The organism is Pseudomonas sp. JAI111 (assembly GCF_024809425.1).
In the GTDB taxonomy this organism is placed as follows: Bacteria; Pseudomonadota; Gammaproteobacteria; order Pseudomonadales; family Pseudomonadaceae; genus Aquipseudomonas.
On record NZ_JANUCB010000001.1, the window covers coordinates 246073 to 269826 of the forward strand.

The 23754-nt window shown below is 56.1% G+C and carries 24 protein-coding genes and 3 pseudogenes; 11 read left to right on the forward strand and 16 right to left on the reverse strand.

Going from position 1 to position 23754, the window contains the following annotated elements:
- Positions 1–3: 3 nt before the first annotated feature.
- Together HNR03_RS31820 and HNR03_RS01165 are read right to left on the reverse strand one after the other, a co-directional pair.
- Positions 4–258, reverse strand: a pseudogene (locus HNR03_RS31820) (hypothetical protein); the annotation flags it as partial.
- Between the two features lie 346 nt (positions 259–604).
- On the reverse strand, positions 605–1435 hold the full coding sequence (locus HNR03_RS01165; protein WP_259150198.1) for a FadR/GntR family transcriptional regulator: 831 nt from the start codon (positions 1433–1435) through the stop codon (positions 605–607).
- A 407-nt stretch (positions 1436–1842) separates the two neighbouring features.
- Here HNR03_RS01165 and HNR03_RS31825 point away from each other — a divergent pair.
- A pseudogene (locus HNR03_RS31825) lies at positions 1843–2261 on the forward strand (SDR family NAD(P)-dependent oxidoreductase).
- Here HNR03_RS31825 and HNR03_RS31830 read toward each other — a convergent pair.
- From HNR03_RS31830 to HNR03_RS01190, 5 genes are read right to left on the reverse strand one after another with little or no spacing between them, the layout of a single operon-like run.
- Complete coding sequence (locus tag HNR03_RS31830) at positions 2191–2709, reverse strand: enoyl-CoA hydratase/isomerase family protein (RefSeq protein ID WP_405046030.1); 519 nt, start codon at positions 2707–2709, stop codon at positions 2191–2193. The pseudogene HNR03_RS31825 and the gene HNR03_RS31830 sit on opposite strands and share 71 nt — an antisense overlap.
- The gene (locus HNR03_RS01175; RefSeq protein ID WP_259150200.1) at positions 2591–2926 is read right to left on the reverse strand and encodes an enoyl-CoA hydratase/isomerase family protein; all 336 of its coding nucleotides are present in this window, start codon (positions 2924–2926) and stop codon (positions 2591–2593) included. Before HNR03_RS01175 ends, HNR03_RS31830 begins: the two co-directional genes overlap by 119 nt.
- Complete coding sequence (locus HNR03_RS01180) at positions 2889–3098, reverse strand: hypothetical protein (RefSeq protein WP_259150201.1); 210 nt, start codon at positions 3096–3098, stop codon at positions 2889–2891. The genes HNR03_RS01175 and HNR03_RS01180 overlap by 38 nt, the downstream gene beginning before the upstream one ends.
- Before the next feature lie 14 nt (positions 3099–3112).
- Entirely contained in the window at positions 3113–4006 is an 894-nt protein-coding gene (locus HNR03_RS01185) for an enoyl-CoA hydratase/isomerase family protein (RefSeq protein ID WP_259150202.1), read from the reverse strand.
- A gap of 4 nt (positions 4007–4010) precedes the next feature.
- Positions 4011–5369: an aromatic ring-hydroxylating dioxygenase subunit alpha gene (locus HNR03_RS01190; RefSeq protein ID WP_259150205.1), complete on the reverse strand. Its 1359-nt coding sequence runs from the start codon at positions 5367–5369 to the stop codon at positions 4011–4013.
- 293 nt (positions 5370–5662) lie between these two features.
- Between HNR03_RS01190 and HNR03_RS01195 the strand changes: the two genes are divergently transcribed.
- The 7 genes from HNR03_RS01195 to HNR03_RS31840 all read left to right on the forward strand — a co-directional run bounded on the left by HNR03_RS01195 (position 5663) and on the right by HNR03_RS31840 (position 11635).
- Entirely contained in the window at positions 5663–7678 is a 2016-nt protein-coding gene (locus HNR03_RS01195; RefSeq protein WP_259152062.1) for a thiamine pyrophosphate-dependent enzyme, read from the forward strand.
- A complete protein-coding gene (locus HNR03_RS01200; protein WP_259150207.1) occupies positions 7675–7902 on the forward strand; it encodes a lipoyl domain-containing protein in 228 nt (75 codons plus the stop codon). Before HNR03_RS01195 ends, HNR03_RS01200 begins: the two co-directional genes overlap by 4 nt.
- 81 nt (positions 7903–7983) lie before the next feature.
- Positions 7984–9228 (forward strand): NAD(P)/FAD-dependent oxidoreductase, encoded by a 1245-nt coding sequence (locus HNR03_RS01205; RefSeq protein ID WP_259150208.1) that lies wholly within the window; start codon positions 7984–7986, stop codon positions 9226–9228.
- Positions 9229–9287: 59 nt separating this feature from the next.
- Positions 9288–9974 (forward strand): TetR/AcrR family transcriptional regulator, encoded by a 687-nt coding sequence (locus HNR03_RS01210; protein ID WP_259150209.1) that lies wholly within the window; start codon positions 9288–9290, stop codon positions 9972–9974.
- A 33-nt stretch (positions 9975–10007) separates the two neighbouring features.
- Complete coding sequence (locus HNR03_RS01215; RefSeq protein WP_259150211.1) at positions 10008–10793, forward strand: enoyl-CoA hydratase/isomerase family protein; 786 nt, start codon at positions 10008–10010, stop codon at positions 10791–10793.
- Positions 10794–11097: 304 nt separating this feature from the next.
- Positions 11098–11397, forward strand: a complete 300-nt coding sequence (locus tag HNR03_RS31835) for an alpha/beta hydrolase fold domain-containing protein (RefSeq protein ID WP_405046043.1) — start codon at positions 11098–11100, stop codon at positions 11395–11397.
- A 31-nt stretch (positions 11398–11428) separates the two neighbouring features.
- Positions 11429–11635, forward strand: coding sequence for an alpha/beta hydrolase fold domain-containing protein (locus tag HNR03_RS31840; protein WP_405046031.1), 207 nt, complete (start codon positions 11429–11431; stop codon positions 11633–11635).
- A gap of 172 nt (positions 11636–11807) precedes the next feature.
- Here HNR03_RS31840 and HNR03_RS31845 read toward each other — a convergent pair whose 3' ends face one another.
- From HNR03_RS31845 to HNR03_RS01245, 6 genes and pseudogenes are all read right to left on the reverse strand, one after another.
- Positions 11808–12671 (reverse strand): methyl-accepting chemotaxis protein, encoded by an 864-nt coding sequence (locus tag HNR03_RS31845; protein ID WP_405046044.1) that lies wholly within the window; start codon positions 12669–12671, stop codon positions 11808–11810.
- Positions 12666–13835: pseudogene (locus HNR03_RS31850) on the reverse strand (HAMP domain-containing protein); the annotation flags it as partial. The pseudogene HNR03_RS31850 and the gene HNR03_RS31845, both read right to left, overlap by 6 nt.
- Positions 13836–13956: 121 nt before the next feature.
- Complete coding sequence (locus HNR03_RS01230) at positions 13957–15003, reverse strand: hypothetical protein (protein WP_259150213.1); 1047 nt, start codon at positions 15001–15003, stop codon at positions 13957–13959.
- A gap of 17 nt (positions 15004–15020) precedes the next feature.
- Complete coding sequence (locus HNR03_RS01235) at positions 15021–15491, reverse strand: HtaA domain-containing protein (protein ID WP_259150214.1); 471 nt, start codon at positions 15489–15491, stop codon at positions 15021–15023.
- A 20-nt stretch (positions 15492–15511) separates the two neighbouring features.
- Positions 15512–15835 (reverse strand): (2Fe-2S)-binding protein, encoded by a 324-nt coding sequence (locus tag HNR03_RS01240; protein WP_259150216.1) that lies wholly within the window; start codon positions 15833–15835, stop codon positions 15512–15514.
- A gap of 1 nt (position 15836) precedes the next feature.
- A complete protein-coding gene (locus HNR03_RS01245) occupies positions 15837–17093 on the reverse strand; it encodes a cytochrome P450 (RefSeq protein ID WP_259150217.1) in 1257 nt (418 codons plus the stop codon).
- 326 nt (positions 17094–17419) lie between these two features.
- Between HNR03_RS01245 and HNR03_RS01250 the strand changes: the two genes are divergently transcribed.
- Positions 17420–18058, forward strand: a complete 639-nt coding sequence (locus HNR03_RS01250) for a TetR/AcrR family transcriptional regulator (RefSeq protein ID WP_259150218.1) — start codon at positions 17420–17422, stop codon at positions 18056–18058.
- An 85-nt stretch (positions 18059–18143) separates the two neighbouring features.
- On the opposite strand, the gene HNR03_RS01255 is transcribed toward HNR03_RS01250, so the two are convergent.
- Both HNR03_RS01255 and HNR03_RS01260 read right to left on the reverse strand, forming a co-directional pair.
- On the reverse strand, positions 18144–19253 hold the full coding sequence (locus HNR03_RS01255) for an ABC transporter substrate-binding protein (RefSeq protein ID WP_259150219.1): 1110 nt from the start codon (positions 19251–19253) through the stop codon (positions 18144–18146).
- Positions 19254–19362: 109 nt separating this feature from the next.
- Entirely contained in the window at positions 19363–20244 is an 882-nt protein-coding gene (locus tag HNR03_RS01260) for a TauD/TfdA family dioxygenase (protein ID WP_259150222.1), read from the reverse strand.
- 195 nt (positions 20245–20439) lie between these two features.
- Between HNR03_RS01260 and HNR03_RS01265 the strand changes: the two genes are divergently transcribed.
- Positions 20440–21546, forward strand: coding sequence for an ABC transporter substrate-binding protein (locus tag HNR03_RS01265; protein ID WP_259150223.1), 1107 nt, complete (start codon positions 20440–20442; stop codon positions 21544–21546).
- Between the two features lie 117 nt (positions 21547–21663).
- Positions 21664–22875, forward strand: a complete 1212-nt coding sequence (locus HNR03_RS01270; protein ID WP_259150225.1) for a CaiB/BaiF CoA-transferase family protein — start codon at positions 21664–21666, stop codon at positions 22873–22875.
- 344 nt (positions 22876–23219) lie between these two features.
- Here HNR03_RS01270 and HNR03_RS01275 read toward each other — a convergent pair whose 3' ends face one another.
- On the reverse strand, positions 23220–23573 hold the full coding sequence (locus HNR03_RS01275; RefSeq protein ID WP_259150226.1) for a hypothetical protein: 354 nt from the start codon (positions 23571–23573) through the stop codon (positions 23220–23222).
- Positions 23574–23754: the final 181 nt, after the last annotated feature.

Consider the following 23754-nt stretch of genomic DNA (forward strand, 5'->3'; position numbering starts at 1 on the left):
CTCTCGAATGAGCTTAATCGCGCGGATCACCTCTGGCACCAGCACCTGAATCGACACCTCGCCGCAGTGGCCGCCGGCCTGGCTGCCCTGGACCACAATAATGTCGCCCCCGGCGTTCACACTACGGTTGACAAGGTGCACCGGAGCACTGAAGTTCAAGACTTTAAGACTTCGCGCCACCAATGCAGGCCAGGCATTTTTGTAAGACGCCCCAATGATCGCGACAGAGCGTGGCCGAAACAGCTTCTCCAGTTCCACATCCGATGCACCGTCACTGTTAGATAAATTAGTTATCTAGGTTATAGCGTATTGAGTCAACAAATCAAGCACGCAACGGCATCGCGCTTTTTAGATACAGACATTCGCGAGTGAACGGCGCGATCACCCTTCCATAAGGGGACCGGCAAGCGAATCAAGGGACATGCTTATAGCCAGGCGTTCCACAAGGAGCTCTATACCGGGCAAACGGATGATGGGGGATCTAAGACGTTACGCAAGACGGCAGACGCATTGCACGGCTGCTCTATTTAGTAGGCAAAAAAGGTTTGCCTAGGGGAACGAATCGAACCGGCGATTCGGTTCCCTTGGCATCGGCAGAGATTGATCAGGCCGGGCCGGCCTTCACGGAGCTGGAGATCAGCTTGCGCTCACCCATCTTTGTACGATTGAGGAAATCCAGGGCGCGCTCCATATAGCGCTGCCAGAACGCCGCAGCTTCATCCACCTTGCCTTTTTCCAGCAGATTGCACAGCGCGTCATAACCGGCAACGGTCTTGGTCATGTTCTTGTGCAGCGCCTCGGCCGACTCACGTTGCTCTGTAAGGTTGATCGAGTAGATACCGTCGGAAATGGTTTGCAGCACACTCAACAGCATTGCAATGGTCTTGTTGCCCGAAGCCTGCGCTAACAGTTCGTGGAAACGGTTGGTGCCGGTGACGACATCGATATATTTCCGTTCTTGCAGCGCGCCTTGGAGTTCGCTGACGCAAGCGCGCAACTCCTCGCTTGCATCTTTCAATTCGACGCTACGCCCTTTCAAAGAACGAATAACGCCCGGTTCGAAGAACATCCGCGCCTGATGCAGATCGCGCATGGTCACGCCATCCGCTGCCAGCATAAAGTTGGCGTATTGAGCCACCTTCTGGATGCTTGGCCCCAGAATAGTAGCTCCCGAACGCATCCCTCGGCCGATGCTGATCAGCCCTTCCGCTTCAAGAATTCGCAGCGCCTCGCGTAACGTTGGGCGCGACACACTAAAAATTTCCAGCAATTTGCTTTCGGGCTGCAGCATTGAACCTGCCTTCAGATTGCCCGATGCGATTTGATCGCGCAGCCGCCCTGCCACCATGTGAGAAAGCTTGGGGAGACGCAGGTCGTCGCCAATCGAGCCCATCAACGCGGCCTGCCCACTACTCTCACTTATTTTTTTTGCCATTGTAATCTCCTGAAGTGCTGGTCGGAATATGTCACATCATAGTTAACTTAGCCACTTGTTTATCTATCTTTACCCCGCTATTGGTTTGGGGTTGCGGGGTTTTTCTGTTGCTCCAACACCTCTGAGTGCAGCTCATCCTCTCCGAGTGGCCTACTTTCGCTTCTGTTGCATCTCTCTTAATTTAGCTCCACATCGCAAACATAGATAACTAGGTCGTCCAGGCAAGCTAGGAAGTAGCGTAAATGCATCGGAACTGTTAGGCCAGGTAGCCCTGGTCACTGGCATGAGCTATGGCCTGGGACGCGCGTTAACTTAGATGTTGCTCAAACGCGGCGCCAGGGTGTGCTCATGGACATTACTGAGCGAGTGGAAACCACTACGCGGAGCTCGCGGCGCATGAGTTGCCGGTGGCCCACCCTCTCCGGGACGTAACTTATCGGGTCTCGCTAGATGCTGCAGTAGCGCAAACCGTCGCGCGGCTCGGCAAGCTTGATATCTTTATAAATAACGCCGGCCGGTCCAAGGTGATGAAACCGATTCTGGAACTAACAGGTGAGGACTGGGACGCTTAATGGGCATCAATATTCGCGGCAACCTGTTCTGTATCCAGGCGCCCCCTCAGTCGATGATCATAAAGAGCCACGGCGGCAGAATCGTCCCAACTGCTTCCACGGCGGCCTGCAAACCCGATAAGCGCGCATCGGCGTATTGCACCAGCAAATCGGCCATCCCGATGCTGACCAACGCCGCGGTACTCAACCCACGCGCCATGGCTTGTGAACGGCCGGTATCCAGAGACTTCCAAATAGCCCTGACGGTGCCCTGAGTGGAAACGGACGGTTTGGATGCAATGATGGCCGCCACTTTGTGTGCACGAGCCCACAACTGTCGTGGGGTAACAGCTCACTAACCAGGCCTATCTGATGGGCATGCTGAGCGCTCATTCGCTCTTCCACGCCCATGAGCGAGACACGCAGGATTTCGCCCAGTAGCATGCGTCGGGTTATGCTGATTGGCTCCAGGGCGGCGACCAAGCCAAAGTCGACATGGGGTTCGAAGAAGGTCGCGTCGTCGGATGCGATCACCACATCGGAACCGCCCACAATGTAGAAGGCGCCGCCAGCGCACATGCCGCCGACAGCAGTGACAAGGTTTCTATACCTCGTGATGTTTGGGATCCAGGCTCTCGCTCGGGTCGGGTTTGTTCCAGATCTTGTCAGGGTACTGAAAGCCCTGAACACGATCCAGGCCAGTGGAAAACGCGCGGTTGCCATCGGCGCGAAATACCACCGCATGGATATGATCTTCATCGCGCACGACCTTCCACAGGCGTCTGATTCCCACCATCATCTCGGCGTTGATAGCGTTCATCTTCTCGGCACGGTTGAGTGTAATGGTGGCGACATGATCGCCACCCACTTCAAATTGAACGAACTCGGTCTTGGTCGGGTCCTTAACATTGTGGCGGGATGATGAAGTCACCGCTGGCATCACCCAACTTCATGCCGCCATCGCAATCGAGAATGGTGCCGGTAATGTAACCGGCCTCAATGACCTGCTGACGAAAGGCGGCAACATCGCTTCCTCCGCGCCATTCTCGGCGAAGGAAAGACCGCACCTGCTCCCGATATTCGTCGTGCTCTGGTCCGTAGTTAAGTTCCATGGTGCCGGCCCGCCTCACTCAAAGCCCAGGTCTTGCCAGACCTGATTGATGTTTTGCATCGCCTGCCGACCACCCACACGATCACGCTCACGCAAGAAGTTGATTTCGTCTTCCCGCCAGACGACATTAGAGAACAGCGGGTGACCAACGCTGGCGAAATTCAGGAAGGCGCTGACGCCCAGGCCATGGAAGTACTGTTGCAAGGCGCGCTTGCCCAGCATCAGGTTGTCGGTGCTGTGCGCTGCAACCGCTCGGGCATAGCGCAGCGCTTCGTCTTCCAGTTTTTCACGCGGCACCACCGAGTTGGCGACCCCCCACTCTTTGAGCTCCTGGGCGCTCATCTTGCGACCGGTCAGAAGAATCTCCATCCCCCGGTTCAAGCCCAGGCGCAGCATGGTCATCGGCAGTTGGGTTTCGAAGCCGGCAAAACCAATGCGGCTCTGACGACGAGCTACATACGCATCTTCGGAGAGGATCAGAATGTCAGCCGTCATGGCAAAGGAGAACCCCTGCCCCAGCACAGCGCCTTGCGCTGCCAGGATCACCACCTTGTCGCCCCAAATGGTGCCGGTCAGGGTGCTGTCGAGCAGCTTTCGGATACCACGCATGCGCTTGGACTGGCCAAGCCGACCACCCTTTTTCAGGCCGAACGCCTCGACCGGCATTTTCTTGGTGTCTTCTCCGGAGCAGAAATCACTGCCGTTACCCGCCAGGATGATCACCTTGATCTCGTCGTCGTCCTGCGCCTTGGCGAACGCCTGGGCCAGCATGTCGTTCATGTCCGGCGTCAGGATCGCATTCTTGCGGTGCGGCCGATTCAGCGTGATACGGGCAATATGGCCGTCGATGATTTCATACAGAACGCTCTGGGAGAGATCTTCTTCGACGCTATCGGGAATACTGTTCATGGCGCTATTTCTCTTGGGCGTTGATGAAGTCGTCGATGCGACTGTGATAGTGGCGAATACGCGCTTCTTGGTAGCTGGCCAGAACCAGCCCCTTCATGACGGTGGATTGCAACCCCATCCACACGCCTTCAATGTTGTCGTAGTCCTGATCGAAGATCGGACCCAAACGCCCAAGGGCGGCGCACTCTACAAATGGCTTGTCTTCGGGCAACCACTCCACTGCAGGAGCCCTAGGCATCGCTTCGGCAAGGTTACGCGGCGTCATCACGTACACTTCCATGATGCAGCTGTCGTGATTGTCCTTATTGGGGCGGAAGCGATAGACGATCGGAAGCCCCATGCCATACCAGGGCATGAAGTTAGGGAATAGGAAGTACTCGATCGCATCGAGCAACTCGACATCGTTGAGATGGTCCAGCGACTTGCCCATCGCAGCGGCGGCCGCTTGACGGCGTTGATCCGCCAAAGCGCTGCGGTAGGTCATACCATCCGGAACCTGAATCGGCTCGCGCCCGGTGCCCTTGGCGGCATAGTCCGCGAACTCCTGCTGCGACATCTTGCGAGTGATACCGGAAGCCTGTGCTACCGACACGGTGGCCAGACGGCTGACGTTGCGGTCGAAGATGTCGTACTGGGTCTCAGCGTACTCGGACACTGGCACCGACTGCGGGTGCGTCGGCATCACGTGGTAGGACTCGATAAACGCTTCCATGGCCACCTTCCAGTTGCCGGGCACTATGCGCGCGACATGCACAGCAACCCGGAAGTCTTCCAACGGCAAGCGCTTAAAGTGCGCCGGAAGAACGCCCAACCAATCCTCGAAGGACTCTTTACCGTCCGCGTCGGGATTGATGAAGACAAATCCGCCCCAGGTTCCCACCCGCGCCTCCGGAAGGTTCATGTTGCGTTCGCAGGTTTGCGGAAAATCCCAGTCCTCGGTAATGCGGCGATTACAACCATCGAGCCCCCAGGACCAGCCATGGAACGGGCAGGTAAATGCTCCTGCCTTACCCTGCCCCTTGACCAGACGCATGGCCCGGTGCAGGCAGGCGTTCGGGTAGGACTTAATCTCGCCCTCTGCGACCCTAACCACGATGAACGAGCGATTGCCGATCTCGTAAGTGATGTAATCACCGACCTCCGGGATATCGCCTTCATGGCAGGCCATCTGCCAAACATGCGGCCACATTGCTAGCATTTCGCGCTCATGGAATGACCGCGAGATGTAGCGCTCCACGGGCAGGTCTGCAGTCCCCATATCGAATGTGGAACGGGTAGCAAAAGCCCCTTCTATGGGGCGCTGTGCGTCTTCCGCCATGCGGATGCCGAGCGTGGGATGTTTTGCTTGTTCTTTGCCGGACATGCCCCCCTCCTCAATTCCTTTCGTACGCTTGGACAGACACGGTTAACGTGCTCCGATGAACGACATCGAAAATATAGTTAACCAAGTTACACATCACAAGCCCATTTTACTCACCAGCACCATCGCCCAATCCCAATCCCAATTCAATCCCCAAAAAACTATATAGGTAAATTAGGTATACAAGTTAAATCTCTGCGGTTATTTTATTTCCACAGGATTCAGACCTGCCTCAGTACAGGTACTCGAGAATCACAACAACCTGAACCATATTCATAGGAGATGTACGCGTGTCGATGCCCCCCGATAAAGACCCGACCCCTCTCGCCTCCGCCGAAATGAAGGCCATCTACCGACGTGTCGCACTGATCCGTGCCGCCGAACAGGCCATATCCAAGCAACTGCGTGCCGGCAAGATCTCCTTCAGCTTCTACCCCGTCACCGGTCAAGAGCTCGCTCCTTCCGTCCTGGCTCAATGCCTGGGCAGGGACGACCAGATGGTGACCATCTACCGCGGACTGGCAGACACCCTGGCCCGTGGCCTGCCTCTGCGTGAGCTGCTGGCGGAATGCATTGGTCATTCTGCGGGCGTATGCGGCGGCAAGGGCGGCGGCATGGGCGTGGCACGCGCTGACCTTGGTCTGATGATGACCACAGGTATCGTCGGCTCCAGCGCTCCGGTCGGCGTCGGCCTGGCCCTGGCCTCGCAATTGCAGAGCAGCGGCAAGGTGGTCACGGTCAGCTTCGGCGATGGCGCCACCAGCATTGGCGCTGTTCACGAGGCGATGCTCTTCGCTTCGCTGTGGAAGCTGCCGATCATCTTCGTCTGCCACAACAACGGCTGGGCTGAGTCCACGCCGCTCTCCGATTACTCTGTGCTGGAAAAGCTGGCCGAACGGGCCGATGGCTACCGCATGCCTGGTGTCACCGTCAGTGGCCGCGATCCGCAGGCCCTGGCCGCCGTCTTCAGTGAGGCCATCGAGCGCGCCCGTAGCGGCAACGGTCCGACCTTCGTCGAGTCCATGACCTACCGTCTGTGCGGGCACTACTTTGCCGACGCCGGCGCCTATATGAACCAAGAAGAGTTGACCGCCGAGCGCGCCCGCGACCCTATCGAGGCACTGCGTGCACAACTGCTAGCCGAAGGTCATGCCAACGAGGCAGAACTCCAGGCACTGGAAGCGGGTGTAGCGAGTGAAGTGGCGCGTGATATGACCACTGTACTGGAAACCCCTGCGGCCCCCTTCACCGAAGCCGACGTGGTCAGTGATGTCTATCAGGACCCTGGCTTCCAACCGATCAGCCGCACTCGTCCGCAATCGTCCGCTGTGCCGGCCGGTCCGATGCGCAAGGCCACAATGCGAGATGCCTTCAACGAAGCGCTCGCCATCGCCATGGAACAAGACGATCGCGTGATCATGCTGGGCGAAGACATTGCCGACCCAGCCAGTGGCGTGGTCGGTATCAGCCGAGGCCTGTCCACCCGTTTTGGTGACCGTGTGCGTTCTACCCCGATTGCCGAGCAAGGCATCTTCGGGGCCTGTGTTGGCGCAGGCCTGGCAGGCCTGAAACCAGTGGGCGAACTGCTGATGATGGACTTCCTGCCCGTGGCCATGGACCAGATGGTCAACCACGCCGCCAAAGCCCGCTACATGACGGGCGGACAGATGTCCGTGCCGATGACCATGATGACCTTGGTCGGAGCCGGCAATGGCGCCCAGCACTCGCAATCAACCGAAGCCTGGCTGATGCACACCCCTGGCCTGAAAGTGTGCTATCCGAACAACCCGACCGACGCCAAAGGCCTGCTCCTGTCGGCGATCTTCGATCCGGACCCAGTGGTACTGATCCACTCCATGCTGAACTTGTTCGGTAGCTCGGAAATGCCGGAAGGTGAGTACCGCATTCCCCTGGGCCTCGCGGCCATCCGCCGCGAAGGCAGTGATGTTTCGATCATTTCCTACGGCCCTGCGGTAGGCGATGCCCTCAAGGCTGCTGAAGCCCTGGCGGGCCAGGGTATCAGTGCCGAAGTCATTGACCTGCGCAGCCTGGTACCAATGGATGGTCAGACAATTCTCGAGTCAGTTGCCAAAACCGGGCGTGCCGTGATCGCCCATCGCGCCACCGACTTCATGGGCCCAGCCGCCGAAATATCCGCCCTGCTCTATCAGGAGCTGTTCGGCAAGCTCAAAGCTCCCATACAACGGATCGCTGGTGCCTACGCGCCCGTTCCGAAACATGGGGGCCTGCTCGGCCTTCATTACAAAGGCGCTGACGCCATCGTTAAAGCTACTCAGGAAATCATGAAATGACTGAACTCAGAATCCCAGCCGCCGGTGATGCCGTATCCGAAGTGCAACTGGTCGAATGGATCGCCGAGAACGGCGCGCAAGTCGCCGAAGGGGAAGTCATCTACTCGATCGAAAGCGATAAGTCCGTACTGGATGTGGAATCCCCGGCCAGCGGCACCCTTACCATCCTGGTAAGTGCCGGCGAGATCTTCCCCATCGGCCATCTGGTCGGTCGTATCGACTGACCCCCCAGCCACCTTGGCGTCATCCCGGGGTGGCCACGACAACAAGAACTCCGTCAGTAGTCAGGATTGCCTGGAGGCAACATGAGCGAAGCAGCAGGTATCGTCATACTAGGCGCCGGTCAGGCCGGTGGCGAGGTGGCAAGCGAACTCCGCAAACTCGGATACACCGGGCGCGTGACCATGATTGGCGACGAGCCTCATGTTCCCTATCGCCGCCCGCCGCTATCCAAGGCCTACTACGCGGGCCTGGTGAGCGCCGAAGAGCTGTACGTGGTACCTCTTGCCAGCCTGGAAAAGGCTAAGATCGAATTTGTCGGGGGCGTACCAGCTACCCATATAGACCGCGAACACAAGCAGGTCAACCTGGAAGACGGCCGCTCCATTCCCTACCACAAATTGGTGATCGCCACCGGCGGCCGGGCGCGCCCGTTGCCGCTGGAGGGTGCTGATCGCCCCAATGTCTTCCTGTTGCGCACTATCGACGATATCGAGCGTATTCGCGCCAGCTCCAAGCCTGGCGCCCGCATGGTAATTATCGGTGGTGGTTTTATTGGCTTGGAAACTGCCTCCGTCGCGCTCAAGCTCGGCCTTCAGGTCACTGTATTGGAAGGCTTGCCACGAGTACTGGCACGCGTGACCATCCCGGAAGTTTCTGCATTTTTCGAGCGAGTGCACCGTGAAGCCGGCGTGGACCTACGCACCGGCGCACAGGTCGCCGGACTCGAAGGCGGCGAACGAATCACCCACGTGCACCTGACGGATGGCAGCCGAATCGAGGCAGACCTGGTGGTGGTCGGCATCGGTTTGATCGCCAATACCGAGCTCGCCGAATCCGCCGGCCTGGTGGTGAACAATGGTGTGATCGTCGACGAATACGCCTGCACATCCGATCCCGATATCGTCGCCGCTGGCGACTGCACCAACCATCCGAGTCAATATCTGGGCAGACGGGTGCGCCTTGAGTCTGTTCCCAATGCGATGGAGCAGGGAAAGGTTGCGGCAAACACCTTGCTGGGCAACAAGGTGCCTTACCACTCGGTGCCCTGGTTCTGGTCGGACCAGTACGACTTGAAACTACAGATGGTCGGGCTCTCGGAAGGGTTTGATGAGTTCGTGGTACGCGGCGATCTGAGCGACCCAAACACCCGCTCTTTTGCCGTTTTCTACTTCAAAGATGGGCATTTGCTCTCCGTCGACGCCGTCAACAAACCCCAGGAATTTATCCTTTCCAAGAAGCTGGTGGCCGAAAGGGCTCGGTTGAACCCGCAAGCTCTGACGAACGAAAAAGTGCCCTTCAAGACCCTCATCGCTGAGGCGCGAGCCTGATCCATTTCGGCGGTTCACTTCAGCAGCCTGTACGACACCTTCGCGTGTCAGGAGACAGCATGCCTAATGCACTGACCTCATCGAACACAGAGATCTGTTCTGCTCTGCCGCCTCAGCGGCGCGACTCACGCTACGATCAGACTCGCCGTATCGCCCTCGAGTTGTTTGCCAGCCAAGGCTTCAGCCATGTCAGCATGCGCGACCTGGCCAACGACCTTGGCATCAGCCCGGGCTCTATCTACAACCATATCGAAAGCAAGGAGCTGCTGCTCTTCGAGCTGATCGAGTCGGTCTATCTAGATCTGCTCGACCTAGTGGTGGAGTTTCGAGTCGACAGCGACCGACCGGAAAGGGCGATGCTGCGGATCATGCAGGCCCATCTTCAACTGCATGAAGACAAACGCCTGCACTTCCGGCTCGCCGAGCACGAATTCAACTGTTTGAGCAAACAGCATCGGGAAGAAATCCTGCTGCTGCGACGGCAATACGAGGAACACCTTTCCACGCTGCTGGGCCAATTGCTCGACACCGAGAACGCCGCGCTACAAACCACCATTCCTACGGTCCTGGTCGCGTTGCTGAACAATCTGCCAGCCTGGCTGGAACAGAGTGGCTCAACCGCTCTCCCCCGCAGCACGTTGCTAATCGACATGGCGACGGGGGTCCTATACGGCGCCCTGCAATCCAAGGTCTTTCCCCATCTTGATACTTCATACAACCGCCCTTTTCCATCCCAAGGGCACTAGCCACGTATCACATCCCAAGAACAGGACACCTCCATGACCGCAGAAAATCGCAGCGTGCTACTGGCTATCGACGGCGCTATTGCCCGCGTCAGTTTGAACCGGCCTGAGGCACTTAACGCCTTGACCGTCGATCTGGCACAAGGTTTTTTGCAAGCAATGCAGGAAATCGCCATCAATACCGATATTCGGGTGGTGCTGATCAACGGGCTTGGCCGTGCTTTCTGCGCCGGTGGTGATCTGAGCTATCTGGATGGCGCTACTGCCGACAAGGCCCGCGCACTGATTGATCCGTTGCATGAAGCCATCGAACTGATGACGCAATTGCCGTTGCCGGTAGTGGCTGGCGTACATGGCATGGTCGCCGGAGCCGGGGTCAGCCTGGCACTTGCCAGTGACTTTATCCTAGCCGCCGAAGGCACCCGTTTCAACCTGGCCTACACCGGTATCGGCACCAGTCCCGACGCTTCGGCATCCTGGCATCTGCCGCGCCTGGTGGGCATAAACAAGAGCCTAGAACTGCTATTGCTTAGCGAGCCGTTCGATGCAGCCGAGGCGCTTCAGCTGCGCGTAATCAACCGCGTGCATCCTGCCGAGCAACTCCAAGATGCCTGTGAAGCCATGGCACAGAAGCTCGCCGTTGCCCCAACATTTGCTCTGGGGCAGACCAAACGCCTGGTACGGGAGTCGTCGCAGGCAACGCTCAAACAGCAGTTGGATGCCGAACGGGAAAGTTTCTGTGCTTGCACTCAGTCCCAGGACTTCAGCACTGGAATCCGCGCCTTTCTGAGTAGACAGAAACCTTCATTCACGGGCCGTTAAAGCCCAAAGGCCAAGTCGAAGCGAGGGCATCGAGCATGCAGATAGACAACTCAGTTGCCGGTAGGCCGGCTAACTAAATCACCGAGGTAAAGCTGCGCAGAGCCGAAAATCCCGCACGTATCCCGGTGAAGATCCTGCCCACCGAGGAGACGCTAAAGTAGCCCGATTGGATTCGGGTGCAGGTGCGATAAGAGTTCGAGGACTCACCCTGACTCCGTGCCAAGCGAATCGTCTATCTCAGTCCTTGCGCTTTGTCTGATCGTGCAACATATACCGACAGAAGCATTTACCTAGCAGATGGGCGATAGCTGATTATGTCGAATGCGCAGTGCTGATGATCAATTACCGGCAGGCCCCCCATCACCTCTTCCCTGCTCCAATCGACGACGTCGAAGCAGCTCTCGCTTGGGCCGCCGAACAGGGTGGAAGAGTTTCAGGTTTCAAGGTGAGCGAGTCGAATTGGCCTATCCTGCTTGCAGGAGATGGTACAGGTGCAAACACTGCGGCCGTCGTAGCACGACGCCGACGCGACAGCAACACCGCCTCCGGCGCAACGCAAATTCTTTTGTATCCGCTGACCTACGCTGATTTCCAAGAGAAATAGGAGAATCGACCAGCCTGCGTAACACGATCCGATGAAAAGGTATTGGAACCAATACCTGCCCCAAGATTCGCTTCGGTCCCACCCGGATGTCTCGCCATTGAGGGCAGAAACTTTTGCAAATCTCCCTGCCACCTTCATCGCCACCGCCGGCTTTGACACCCAGCGCGATCAAGGTCAGGCGTATGCCGCACGCCTGGTAGAGGCTGGGATTGACGTTACCTTCAAGCATTCCCTGTAGAAACGCACGGTTTTGCGCAGCTCATTGGGCGATCACCTGCCTGCGCCAAGGTGATCGCCTACATGACACGATTCATCGACGAAGTACTCGCCCGCTGAAACGGCTACGGTTACCTCCACAAAAGCCTGCACGCGTTGAATTACTTCCAGGTACTCCATGAGACAGCAAAGCTTCATACCTTAAAGGCAGCCACCAGCTTCCGGAGTTGAGTAACCAGAGTAGAAAGCTCGCGACTGGACTCTTCGGCGCGACTTGCACCACCAAATGTGCGGTCACTCGCCAAACGAATCTCCACGATGTTTTGATCGATACTCTGTGCCACCACCGCCTGCTGTCCAGACGCTGCCGCGATTTGCTGATTCTGGTCGACAATAATGCCCACCGCCCCAAGAATGCTCTGCAACGAGCATTTGACCTGAGCGCTATGGCTCACCGTCCTATCGACCATTTGGCGACTAGTGCTCATTGTCTTGACCGCTTCCTCGACAGCAGGCTGCACCCGCTCAATCATTTTCTCAATTTCTTCAGTTGACTGTTGCGTCCTTCGAGCAAGGTGCCGGACCTCGTCAGCTACCACCGCGAAGCCGCGCCCTTGCTCTCCGGCGCGCGCCGCTTCGATAGCCGCGTTAAGCGCCAAGAGGTTGGTTTGCTCGGCAATACTCTTGATTTCGTCCAGCACCGTCCCGATGGCCGCACTGTCGCTCGCCAGCCTGTCGATAGCATGAGCGGACTGCGCAATTTCTTCAGCCAAACCATTGATGCTCTGCACCTGAGCTTCGATAAGTGCCTGCCCCGATAATGTCTCCCGGTTAACGTCATTAGCACTTCCCACTGCTGTTCGTGCGCTAAGTGCGACCTCTCGCACTGTGGCTGACATCTGGGTCATGGCGGTAGATACCTGCTCGATCTGACTTCGCTGCGCCGAAACGGCCTGGCTGCTTTGCCCCGAGATAGACTCAACCTGGACAGCCTGGGTGGCGACATCCGTAATGGTCTGGTCCACATGCTGGATGAGTGTACGCACTCGACCAACCATCTCATTGAAGCGACCTGCCAATTCACTCAGTTCGTCCCGACCTGCCTTATCCACGACCACCGTCATATTGCCCGTAGACACTTTGGCCATGGCAGAATTGAGATCGGTGATTGCTTTTTTTATCGACGCGTAGAATCCGATATACAGGTAAACAACCAGCAGCAATTCAATCAGCAGCGCGCTCACGAGCGCAATCATATTGGACTTGGCCGCCTGCAAGTCGCCACTCAACTGTTTTCCCAGAAAATTGATAGCTGTGTCAGAAAACTCATAAGTCTTGTCTATCTTTTCCGAAAATTCTAGATAGAAGATGCGCCACGGCGCGCTGTAGTCAGTGGAGAACAGTAACTTCTCCTCCAACAACTCAGCAGACTCCTTCACCGCATCGCGGCTAGCCAGAGCTTGTTGACGCACTTCACTCTGGACTGCAGCATCACTGATAGCATCTTCGATTTTCAAACCATAAGCAGTATAAGACTTATCCAGCTCTTGCATTAGTCCCTGAAGCCCAGCTGCGTCCGACGAGCTGAAGCTTGATCGAGCGAAAGTGTATCCCCCTATCACCCTTCCCTGATTCAGGGTGCTCGTGACATTTCCGGTAAACTGCGCCAACAGGTCAACAAGTTTTCGAGTATCGCGGTCGGAATCAATTTCCAGTCCAGAGGCTGACACCAGCCCATTGATCAGGAGTTGCGAATTGACCAACTGCCGCTTCACCGCCGCCAGACGCTTGCCAGGTACAGATTCGCTCTGCGCGCTTTGCAATTCGGTAAGTATTTGTTCGCGTAGCCCGTTCAGCTCCGCATCCTGCTTTGCATTAAAGCCAGGGCTGTGCCATTGACCCAGCATTGCAATAAGGGCTTTGCCTGCTTCCTCGCATTGTCGGTTCAGTTCAGGATCCTGTTGCGAGAGCCCGGTTTTTTCAAGAATCGACAGCAGGCTGTCGTAGCGCTCCATGTTCTGTCGCAATGTCAGTGCGTTTCGAAGTGTATCCAAGCTGTTGAGCTCAATCAGATTAGCCTGATAATGCTCATAAGAGCCCATTATTAGATACCCACCGGCCAGTGTCATGGGTCCGAGAAAAAGCGCCACCATGAGTAGAAACTTCATAGGGAAGCTCAGCCGCCCCATCACCTCAACCGCAGGAACTATAAGAACCTTCATCACTATGACCTTTTATTTTTATAAGCAGTAGTCTTGAGAGAAGCACTGACCTTCTTAACGCGCGTCAAAAAAAAAAGTCCCGTGGGGACTTTTTTTGATCATATTCAGTGATTACTTACATTCAACCCTGAACTCTGGATTGCCGCAGAGCACACTCGATATAGGAAAGTTCCATCAGGTGCTCAGCCGTTTTCCAAAAATAATCATTCAAGCCTGGGGCTGGAGTCATGAAAGAAGATGGTGCCCACGAGCCGTCCGGTTCCTGTCGCGAGATGAACCAATCAGCCATTTCATTCAACCAGCGAAGGCGATACTCGGTAGGCTGAGCACTGTACATCGCCGCTACGCCCCAACCGAACTTGCAAATCTGCACTGAACCAGTGTCTGTGAACTGCTCGAAGGTACCGTTTTCATTCAGCGCGAGATAACGATCAGCCAGTTTCAGCGCTTCATGATTACCGGTTTTCTGGTAGTAACCAGCCAGGAATGCAGCCGCGATTCCAGGATAGAAATAGGCTTGCCGGGGCTTGTTAAATTCGACGCAGCGGGCGAAGCGTTCCCTGTCGTTTAGTTCGGACACCGGATGGCCATTGCGGCTGGTGGTATAAAGCCGTTCGGGTAACTCGGCTTGTGCATCCAGATGGGTGCGCAGCCAATTGTAGATTCCTTCCAGCACGGATACGTCACCCACTGCCAAAGCTGATACACCCAACTGGCAAGTCTTGAGCATATCCTGAATAGGATCGGCGCCTGGGTCCCTGAACTCGAAAACGCCACCTGTCTGAGGATCCCAGAAATCTTTAGTTCTGCGCATCACTTTGTCGGCAATATCGTATCGCGCCAATAACTGAGCGGCGATTGCGATTGGCGACAGAAGGTATACGGGAGAGTCGGCACCACCGCCTCCAAAACACCCATCACGCAGATCACCCTCAGGGGTCAGGGCGTTACGCTCAATCCACCCAAGCATGGAAGACGCCAGTTGAGGAGCACCCGCAACACACAACGCCCAGGGTGCACGCCACCAGGCATTGCCCTTGTCCGCGCCGGCCGGCATGCCATCCTCCGAAACATGGGCACTGAACCAACCTATGGCCCTCTGACGAGCCTCTTCGAGCGCCGCAAGCCTTTGCATTGATTCCGACACAGCAGGTTCCTGTATAGACAAAACTTCGCTCCTCATACTCAAGATGAAAGACAGACGTGTGCGGCGAAGTCATTCAAGGGCTCACCCTCCGTGTAAACGCCGCCAAAGATTAGTGCACCCTTGGCGGTCAACCGCACATTTCTACCCAAAACCGTCACACCCGCCGCGCCGGCCACACGACTGACCGATACATCGAATTTCGCTATCTCAACCCGGGTATCATCAGCGCGTGGATCAGCAATGATGGACAGTACGCCGCGACACTTGTTGGTTGAGACGTGGGGATCGGCAACACGCACGAACATCATTCCGCCGTGTGCGGCAAAGCGGACATCGCCCTGAAAATGCAATTCCAATGCGTCGGGCAAGCCTGTAGCAGGGGCATTAGCGGATGAGGCGAAATGGAATTCGCCGCTATCTAGACGCTGTGCACCATCGGTAACAGAGCAGCGACCGTCGGCACACCGGGCCACGTATGCAATAAACCGGTCCTTGATAGTCCACTTCATTCCGTACTCCACGAGCACCTCTACTCTTGATACTCAGGAGTAGAGACCCGAAGACTATCCAGTCCATTAATGAACTTTAATTGGCACGCCAACCGAGAGTTCGCAGTCCTGTCGATCGCTGTTCCATCGAGCATGGCATCCTCGGCATCACTCATCGGCTCGACCTTGCTCAGGTCGTCGTCGCTGACAAAAACGTGACAGGTTGCGCAGGAAAGAACGCCACCGCATTCGCCCGAAATACCCATCACGCCGTTCTGAATGGCGACCTGTAGAACGGACTGGCCGGGCCGCCCCTCCGCCACCACGGTATTTCCGTCAAACGAAGTAAATTCAACCTTCACCATTTCATACCTCACTTTGGACCGAATCGGCACCACTGTTCTCACTGCTGGGATGGCGCGCTTCGAATGTCACGGGAAAATCGGCGAAGCCAAGGATCGAACCTACCGATGCATAGCGCACCACTTCCTTATCAACGATTTGCAAACCTATCAGGCGCCGGATGATCGTTTCGAGCATAATTTCGGCCTCCGCCTTTGCCAGCGGAGCGCCAAGACAGCGATGAGAACCACTGCTGAATGAAATGTGCTGGCTCGCATTCTTTCGCTCAAAATCAACAACCTGGCTGTTTTCGAAAACAGCTGGGTCGTTATTTGCCGCAGCAAACCAGCAATACAGGCGCTCGCCCTTGGCAATGGGCTGACCCAGCACGACGGTGTCGCGTGTTGCGGTTCGGGTCATACCGGAAGTCGGCGGGAAATAGCGCAACAGCTCTTCGATGGCATTGCGGCGAATGGTCGGGTCATCACGGAAACGCGCCAGATCATCCGGATGTTCAAGCAGCCAAGTGAGCGCATTGGCAACAATCGAGGTGGTCGTGTCGAAGCCACCGAGCACGAGCGCGTTCAACATGCTCTCACCTTCGGCCTCGGTCAGCCCTCGCCCGTCAACCGCCCCCTTACCCAGTGCCGAAATAACGTCTTCCCTAGGCTCACTACGTCGGGCAACAAACTGTTCGCGGAAGTTGGCACGCATCCGCTTGAGCGCTTCCGCGGGATAATCCGGATGATTCGGCGGGATGAAGGACATTTTGTGAGCCGCATCACCGGCCTCCTCCCAGCTGCCTTCGTAACCGACAATTTTCAGGGTCGTGCGTGCCGCCGTCGGCATAATCACGTCCCGAACAATATCTGCGCGTCCCGCTTCCAGGACATTGTCTATCTGCTCATCGACATGCTGCTGAGCTAATGCAGCCCAACGCCTAATCAGCTTTGGAGTGAAGAATGGCGCTTCAAGGTTTCTTCGCTGGGAATGCAGCGGAGGGTCAGATTCGCCCAGCTCCAAGCGGTAAGGCATCTGCGGAATAATTTGACCACGGCCGCCGTTGCCGGTGCCTTCCAGGTCATTGAAAGAAGTGAATGTTTCCCAATCGGAAAGGATTTCAATGCAGGCGCTGTGCGAACCCACAACCCAGAAACCCTCATAGGCATCGGTCCAGGCAATCGGTGCATGCTGACCGTGAAAATCTAGCGCCATTTCACGCCAGTTCTTCGCGTAACCAGGACTTCGATGGTTGAAATCGATCTGCCGCTTTGCGTTCATGACGACCTTACTCTTTATACTTATTGTTAGATGAACATGTCTTGCTTATATCTGTAATGTCGCTATTGCACGACCAATCCAAACACCTTCGGGAACAAAGAACGACCTCAGGCTGGAATCGCCTCACAGAAAATGTCATGCAATGACTTTATATGTCACACGCTGACATCAGTCAAGCCTTCATGCTAAAGTCAGCCCATGAACAGCTTCAGGCATCTGTGTATTGCCAGAAAAATGCTTGTATGCTGCCCGTTCTCCTACGATCACGCCCGCCTTGCGGGCTGTGCCACCCAGCGGAACACCGCAGTTTATTACGGACACACCACTTGACCCCGACAAAATCAGCTAACCGGCTCAGCCTAACCATCGAAGAAGCTCGCCGGGGCGCACAATTGCGCACGCGGAAGAATGCTGCCGATCAGTTGCGTGAAGCGGCTATTTCGCTATTTATCGAGCGTGGTTACGATGCCGTCACGGTCAATGATATTGTCGAAACCATCGGCGTGACCTCTCGCACTTTCTTTCGACATTTTCCGAGCAAAGAAATAGTCGTCACGGATATCTACGACGGAATGAATGCACGCCTGCTTGAGTTCGTTAGATTAGCCCCGCAAGGCAATGGGATTAGGCCGGCGACCGAGTTCATCATCACTCGCTGGGCGGAAGAGTATTCAGAACTCGGCCCACTGCTTTATAAACTGTTGATGCAGTCGGAAAGCCTGAGTTCAGCAATGTTGCTGCGTGGTGTAATCTGGCAAAACACTATCTCGACGACCCTGGCCGAATGTTTTCCAGAAATCGATAAACATATGATTCCTATATGGAGCCACTACATCTTCTCCCTCATGCAGTTCATCAACAAAACTGCAATGCTGGAAGGTAAAACATATGCGGATTCTGCTCGCGCGGTGATTGCCCGACTCGAAACGTTCATCGCATTGTTCCAGACCGTTTCACCCCACTAGCTATTCGCTCATTCGACTTGTCACCAAAACAGCAGTGGCACCTCAGGGACGCCACTGCTTTCTACACTGCCAATTAATTGCATTGTCAGTCGGTAGCAAGCGAGGCATGTGCAATACCTTCGACACGCTCCCACTTCCCGCCTGGGATTATTTTGCGCAGCACTATCGCATCCTTCCCTTTCAATGCTCGGTGATCATATGTGCCGAAGCCGAGGTAGGTACCTGGCCCACCCATGCCACTGGGCAGCATTCGGATTTTTTCGAGTCCTTCGCATAGTCCGCGCCTGGTCATGATGGGCGCCAGCGACAGCCCCTCGAACAGCACACGGAATGCATCGTGGCACGACAACTGGAAGTCAGTGTGGTAAACCGCCCCATGGCGCTTCTCATACTCTTTAAGGAAGCGCTCGCCCACAACATTGCGCTCGTCATAGACGGAGGTACCGACCCATCCGTCCATTGACCCTTGCGCCTTCGGACCGCGCCCGATGCCGAGGCTAGTGTTGCAGACTACAGGTACATCCCAGTCGGTTTCGTTAAGCACCCGCCCCACCGCAGAAGTTGCAAGGGCAGTCGCCACCGCCAACGCTTGCGGACCACTTGCCCTGATGTTGGAGATCGCTTCACGCGCCTGACGCATCTGCAAGTCGCTCGGCGTACCCATTTCTCGAATGCGCATGGAGATACGTTCTTCGCAGGTGATGCGAATGCCCGCGCGCTTACCGGCGATACGCAGAAACTCGACGAATTCTCCTGAGTGCCACATGGTGTCCCAGATAATTCCCATGCTGGTCACGCCCTGCGACTTGAGCCAGTCGACCATGCGGAACGCGTCTTCCGGCCCACTGCCCCAGGACACGCTAAAACACCATTCACTGGTGACATAGGAGGTAGCCGTGATGCTGATGGTCGGAACTTTATATTCGTCCGCCATTTCTTTCACAGCCATGGCATTGTCTGCCGCGGCAGGGCCGACGATAGCCACTACGCCCTGATCGGCAAGGCGCTTCCATGCATCGGTTACCGACTGGGTGTCGCCGGTTGGCAGCCCTTCCGCCTCGGCCTCCACGAACTCGATGTCGTAATCGAGTATTTCGCGCCGTTGCGCATCCTCCAGAGCGATCATCGCGCAATTGCGCCATACCTCAGAGGGAAGTTGGGGTTCGGATACCAGGATGCCGATCTTGAGCGTCATGCGGGGGAAACCTCTTTATTCCAGATTCAAAGACACCGCACAATCGCACTCTCAAAAGCCTGAGAGGCACTGACGATGCGAGCAGTCATTCAGTCAACACAAAAGTGAATTACTTCTTCCCGATCGCTTCTGCGTCCTTACGTGAGGAAAGCGTACTCCATTGGGGTTTGTAGTCAGCGTATCGACTGGCCAATGGCGCGACTCGCTCACCCTTAACCGTGACCCGCTGGATGACTCGCTCACCGGTAAAATCGCTTACCACATAGTGCTGCGAAGCGAGATTGTCCCAAATGGCTATATCACCGACCGACCAGCGCCGGCGAGTGGTGAAAGGCGGTTGCACGGAATGCTCGAACAGCACCCGCAACAGCGCATCACTTTCGGCTTGCGAAAGCTGTGGAATCCGCTTGGTGTACTGAGCATTGACGAACAGGCAACGGCGACCGGTATCTGGGTGAACCAGCACCACCGGGTGCTCACTTCTTTCGCTCATCCGCGGGTGTTCGTGAATGGCGGTCAGGTTATCGATAAGGTCACGAATGGGCGCCGAAAGGGTCTCGTACGCCGCGTACTGGCTGGACCACATCGTATCGCCGCCCGCCTCCGGAAGTACTTTCATACTCAGAATCGAGCCAAAGGGCGGGTTTGCCATTGGAGTGAGATCGGTGTGCCAAACATCCGCGACGTAACCGACAGACGCCTTCAACTCCACAACCTCTGGATCTTCGGCGCTACGCACATGGGCGGCGGAGTCGTCGACCTCAAGCGTTCCCCACTGCCCGCCAAAGGCCTTGAGCTCAGGAATAGACAAATGTTGCTCAGGGAAGAAGAGGACCAGGCGCTCAGACAGCAGACTTTTCAGGTGAGCAAGCGTCTCGTTGTCCAACCCATCACGAAGCTGAATCCCACGAACCTCTGCGCCGAGGAAGCCGGCGGTATGGCGGATATCGAGACGCGACCCCGTGCGCTTTGCAGCCGAATGCTTTGTCATTGCCTCATCTCCAAGTAGCACAATCAGTTGTGTTGTATAACCTAGATAACTAACTTAGCATTGCAGAAATCGGCGGTCAATTCACTTTCTAAGACTTGTCTTAGCCCCGCACTGGCCTTCTGTCGCTACACCTGCAGCAATAGGCGGTCGCGGTCGCCTATTGCTGTCAACACCAAATTACGTGAGGCTCAACTGATGACGCTCAAGATCGGCATTCTCATAGCAGAACCCCAGCTGTCACCTGAAGTTTGGCGCAACAGTGGACAAATCGCGCTGGAACAGGCGCAGCGCTGCGAACTGCTCGATCACGACATCGAGTTTGTTGAGGTTGAAGCCGACGGCCTGCCCTTCGGCTCAACCCAAGCAGTAATAGACGCCTGGAAGCGCCTTGAAAGAGAGGGCGTGGTTGCCATCGTTGGCCCTGCCGCTGCAGATAACGCCATGGCGATTCGGGAGCTTGCCGACACCCAAGGCATTGCAACGCTCAGCACCACTGCAACCTCCTATTTCCCCAACGAATGGTGCTTCAGTGTTTCTTGGGGCAGCAGCCCCGAAGATGCCTACCGCATGGTTGACTGGCTACGCTCTCAGGGCGCATCCAGCATGGCCATCGTGCGGGATGATATGTGGCACTCTGGTGAATTCGTCGAGTTTCTGCGCATTGCGGGCAGGCAAGCGGGCCTTCGGATAACTGCCGAAGAACGAATTGCAATGCCGCTACGCAAGGACGGACCTCGGCATGACGCATTGGGCAGAACGTGCGAAGCGATCGCTAACTTGCGCTCTTCCCAGCCTGACAGCCTGGCAGTTGCAACGACCATTACAACCGCCATGGTCGGCCACGCACTCCGCCGGACCGGCTGGCAGATTCCAGTAGTGTGCAATAACAGCTTGGGTGCGGGACGCGACCCCAGAACACAAGGCGCGATGGATGGCTGGGTCGGAACCTCGGTATATGACGAGCGGAACATTATTGGCCAGCGCTATCTGGATGAATACGAGCAACGTCATGGCCCGCTAATCCGCACGGATTTCCAGTTGTCCTGCCATGATGCATTCCGCGTTCTGTTCGAAGGCTTGGCGCTGGCGCCAATCATGACCAGGCAAGGCGTACGCAAAGGCTTGGAACGGGTGCGCATGCTTCCAAGCAGCATGGGGACACCTGGTACCTACCTGGGCCTAGGTGAGCACGACCACCGCGCGCTGAAAGGCAAAGATGCGACCGTCTTGCGCAGACTGACACCAAACGGCGGCTGGGACCGGATTGATGACATTGCTCACATATCATTGGCAATAGATTGACTCGCATGACGGAAAACCGCCATCCAAGCACATTGACAAAGATAGGTATACAAGTTAACCATTAATGACAAGCAGTGAATTCTCTGCCCATAACTCAAATTTCCAGGAATCGAATCGATGTCGAAGTCGCTTGCCGGTCTACGTGTACTTGAATTGGGGCGCATCGTGTCCGCGCCATGGTGCGGCCAGACACTGGGCGACCTTGGCGCCGACGTTATCAAAATCGAGAGACCCGGCAGCGGAGACGATATTCGAACCTACGGCCCCTCCTTTGCTGTGGACGCAGATGGCAAGCGTACTCCGGAGTCCGGTCACTACCTGTGCTCCAATCGCAATAAACGCTCCATTACGGTTGATATCACCAAACCCGAGGGCCAGGAAATCATCCGCAAACTCGTCGCGGATGCGGATGTGTTGATCGAGAATTACAAGGTGGGCGACTTGGTGCGTTACGGCCTTGACTATGACAGCCTGTCTTCCATCAACCCACATCTTGTGTATTGCTCGATCACAGGGTTCGGTCAGAGCGGTCCTTACGCCAAACGACCCGGCTACGATGCAGCATTTCAGGGTATGAGCGGTATGATGGCTGTGACGGGAGATCCAGACGGTGGTCCGCAACGCGTAGGAGTATTCATCATTGATGAGATGACAGGGCTCTACGCAAGCGTAGCGATCATGGCAGCCCTGCGCCATCGCGATGCCGGTGGCGGCGGGCAGTACATCGATCTGGCTCTGTTGGACGTAGGCGTCGCAGCGATGGCGCCGCGTACCGTAGAGTGGACGCTGGAAGGAAAGATCCCCGAACGACTGGGAACCAAATCGCCCGGCTCAGCCCCAGCCCAAGTGTTCGAATGTGCTGATGGCTACTTGAATATCCAGGCCGGATCGGAAATCCACTATCGAAAATTGTGCGACGCACTTGACCTGCAAGACTTGAAAGAAGACCCACGATTCGTCACTCGCCAGAACCGGGTGGATAACCAGAACCTGCTGGTTTCTCTGCTTGAAGAGAAAATTAGCCAACGCTCAACCCAAGACCTGTTCAACGACCTTGTCGCCAGAGGGGTCGTGGTAGCGCCGATCTATCGCGCCAACGAAGTGGTACAAGACCCTCAAGTTCAACATCGAGAGCTGTTTTTTGAAGTCCCCCACCCTACCACAGGTAAAGTACCGCTAGTGGCAAGCCCGATGCGTCTGTCCAAAACGCCAGTCGACGTCTACAGGGCGCCACCGACAATTGGCCAGCACACCCGAGAGGTACTTGACCAGATACTGGGCTACAACGAAAAGGACATTGAAACGTTAATCCAAGTAGGCGCTATTTGAGCCACGCCTATTGCGGCAGCCCGCTCAGGCTGCCGCCTGCCAACTCATACTGGACCAGAAGTCACCGAGCTAGACACCAACTTGCGTTCTCAGAGCTTCGTGCGATCGAGGAAGTCGAGCGAGCGCTCCATGTAGCGCTTCCAGAAAGCAGTTGCCTGGTCCTCCTTACCCTTTTTCAAGCAGATTGCACAGTGCGTCATAACCGGACATGGTCTTGGTCATGTTCTTGTGCAACTGGTCGCTTGAGTTCCGAGACTCAAGCAGCTCGATAGAGTAAATACCGTGAGATATGGTCTGCAGCAGGCTCAGCAGCATAACGATCGTCTTGTTGCCTGATGCTTGGGTTAGTAGTTGTGGAACCGGTTGGTGCCCTTAAGTACTTCGACATACTGCTGCGCATCGAGCGACTGCTGTAGGTTGACCACGCATTGACGTAGGTCATCGGTGGTGTCTTTCAACTCCTGACTGTGCTCAATCAGCGAACTGATGATTGCCGGTTCGAAAAACATCCGGGCTTGGTGAAGGTCACGCGTAGTGACTCCATCAGCGGCCAGCATGAAATTCGCGTACTGCGCGACCTTCTGCGCACTTGGTCCCAGAATCGTCGCACCCGACCGCATTCCACGACCGATACTGATAAGCCCCTCGGCCTCGAGAATGCGCAGCGCTGGTCGCGAGACACTGAACAGCTCGAGCAATTTGTTCTCCGGCTGCAACAGCGAGCCCCCTTGAGATTGTCTGAAGCGATCTGTTCACGCAGCCTGCCCGCCACCATGTGGGAAAGTTTTGGAAGGCGAAGGTCCTGTCCGAGCGATGCACCAGCGCATTCTCGGTACCCGTGCTGCGTGTCTTTTTTGCCGTAAACCCTTCTGAAAACCA

Coding starts and splice junctions, on each gene's coding strand:
- HNR03_RS01205 (WP_259150208.1), top strand. CDS start 7,984: ATGAGCGAAGCAGCAGGTATCGTCATACTAGGCGCCGGTCAGGCCGGT.
- HNR03_RS01190 (WP_259150205.1), bottom strand. CDS start 5,369: ATGTCCGGCAAAGAACAAGCAAAACATCCCACGCTCGGCATCCGCATG.
- HNR03_RS01185 (WP_259150202.1), bottom strand. CDS start 4,006: ATGAACAGTATTCCCGATAGCGTCGAAGAAGATCTCTCCCAGAGCGTT.
- HNR03_RS01165 (WP_259150198.1), bottom strand. CDS start 1,435: ATGGCAAAAAAAATAAGTGAGAGTAGTGGGCAGGCCGCGTTGATGGGC.
- HNR03_RS31845 (WP_405046044.1), bottom strand. CDS start 12,671: ATGGTTGGTCGAGTGCGTACACTCATCCAGCATGTGGACCAGACCATT.
- HNR03_RS01245 (WP_259150217.1), bottom strand. CDS start 17,093: ATGAACGCAAAGCGGCAGATCGATTTCAACCATCGAAGTCCTGGTTAC.
- HNR03_RS01175 (WP_259150200.1), bottom strand. CDS start 2,926: ATGCCAGCGGTGACTTCATCATCCCGCCACAATGTTAAGGACCCGACC.
- HNR03_RS01260 (WP_259150222.1), bottom strand. CDS start 20,244: ATGACAAAGCATTCGGCTGCAAAGCGCACGGGGTCGCGTCTCGATATC.
- HNR03_RS31840 (WP_405046031.1), top strand. CDS start 11,429: ATGAAAAGGTATTGGAACCAATACCTGCCCCAAGATTCGCTTCGGTCC.
- HNR03_RS01195 (WP_259152062.1), top strand. CDS start 5,663: ATGCCCCCCGATAAAGACCCGACCCCTCTCGCCTCCGCCGAAATGAAG.
- HNR03_RS01235 (WP_259150214.1), bottom strand. CDS start 15,491: ATGAAGTGGACTATCAAGGACCGGTTTATTGCATACGTGGCCCGGTGT.
- HNR03_RS01240 (WP_259150216.1), bottom strand. CDS start 15,835: ATGGTGAAGGTTGAATTTACTTCGTTTGACGGAAATACCGTGGTGGCG.
- HNR03_RS01200 (WP_259150207.1), top strand. CDS start 7,675: ATGACTGAACTCAGAATCCCAGCCGCCGGTGATGCCGTATCCGAAGTG.
- HNR03_RS01210 (WP_259150209.1), top strand. CDS start 9,288: ATGCCTAATGCACTGACCTCATCGAACACAGAGATCTGTTCTGCTCTG.
- HNR03_RS01180 (WP_259150201.1), bottom strand. CDS start 3,098: ATGGAACTTAACTACGGACCAGAGCACGACGAATATCGGGAGCAGGTG.
- HNR03_RS01270 (WP_259150225.1), top strand. CDS start 21,664: ATGTCGAAGTCGCTTGCCGGTCTACGTGTACTTGAATTGGGGCGCATC.
- HNR03_RS01265 (WP_259150223.1), top strand. CDS start 20,440: ATGACGCTCAAGATCGGCATTCTCATAGCAGAACCCCAGCTGTCACCT.
- HNR03_RS31830 (WP_405046030.1), bottom strand. CDS start 2,709: ATGGCAACCGCGCGTTTTCCACTGGCCTGGATCGTGTTCAGGGCTTTC.
- HNR03_RS01255 (WP_259150219.1), bottom strand. CDS start 19,253: ATGACGCTCAAGATCGGCATCCTGGTATCCGAACCCCAACTTCCCTCT.
- HNR03_RS01215 (WP_259150211.1), top strand. CDS start 10,008: ATGACCGCAGAAAATCGCAGCGTGCTACTGGCTATCGACGGCGCTATT.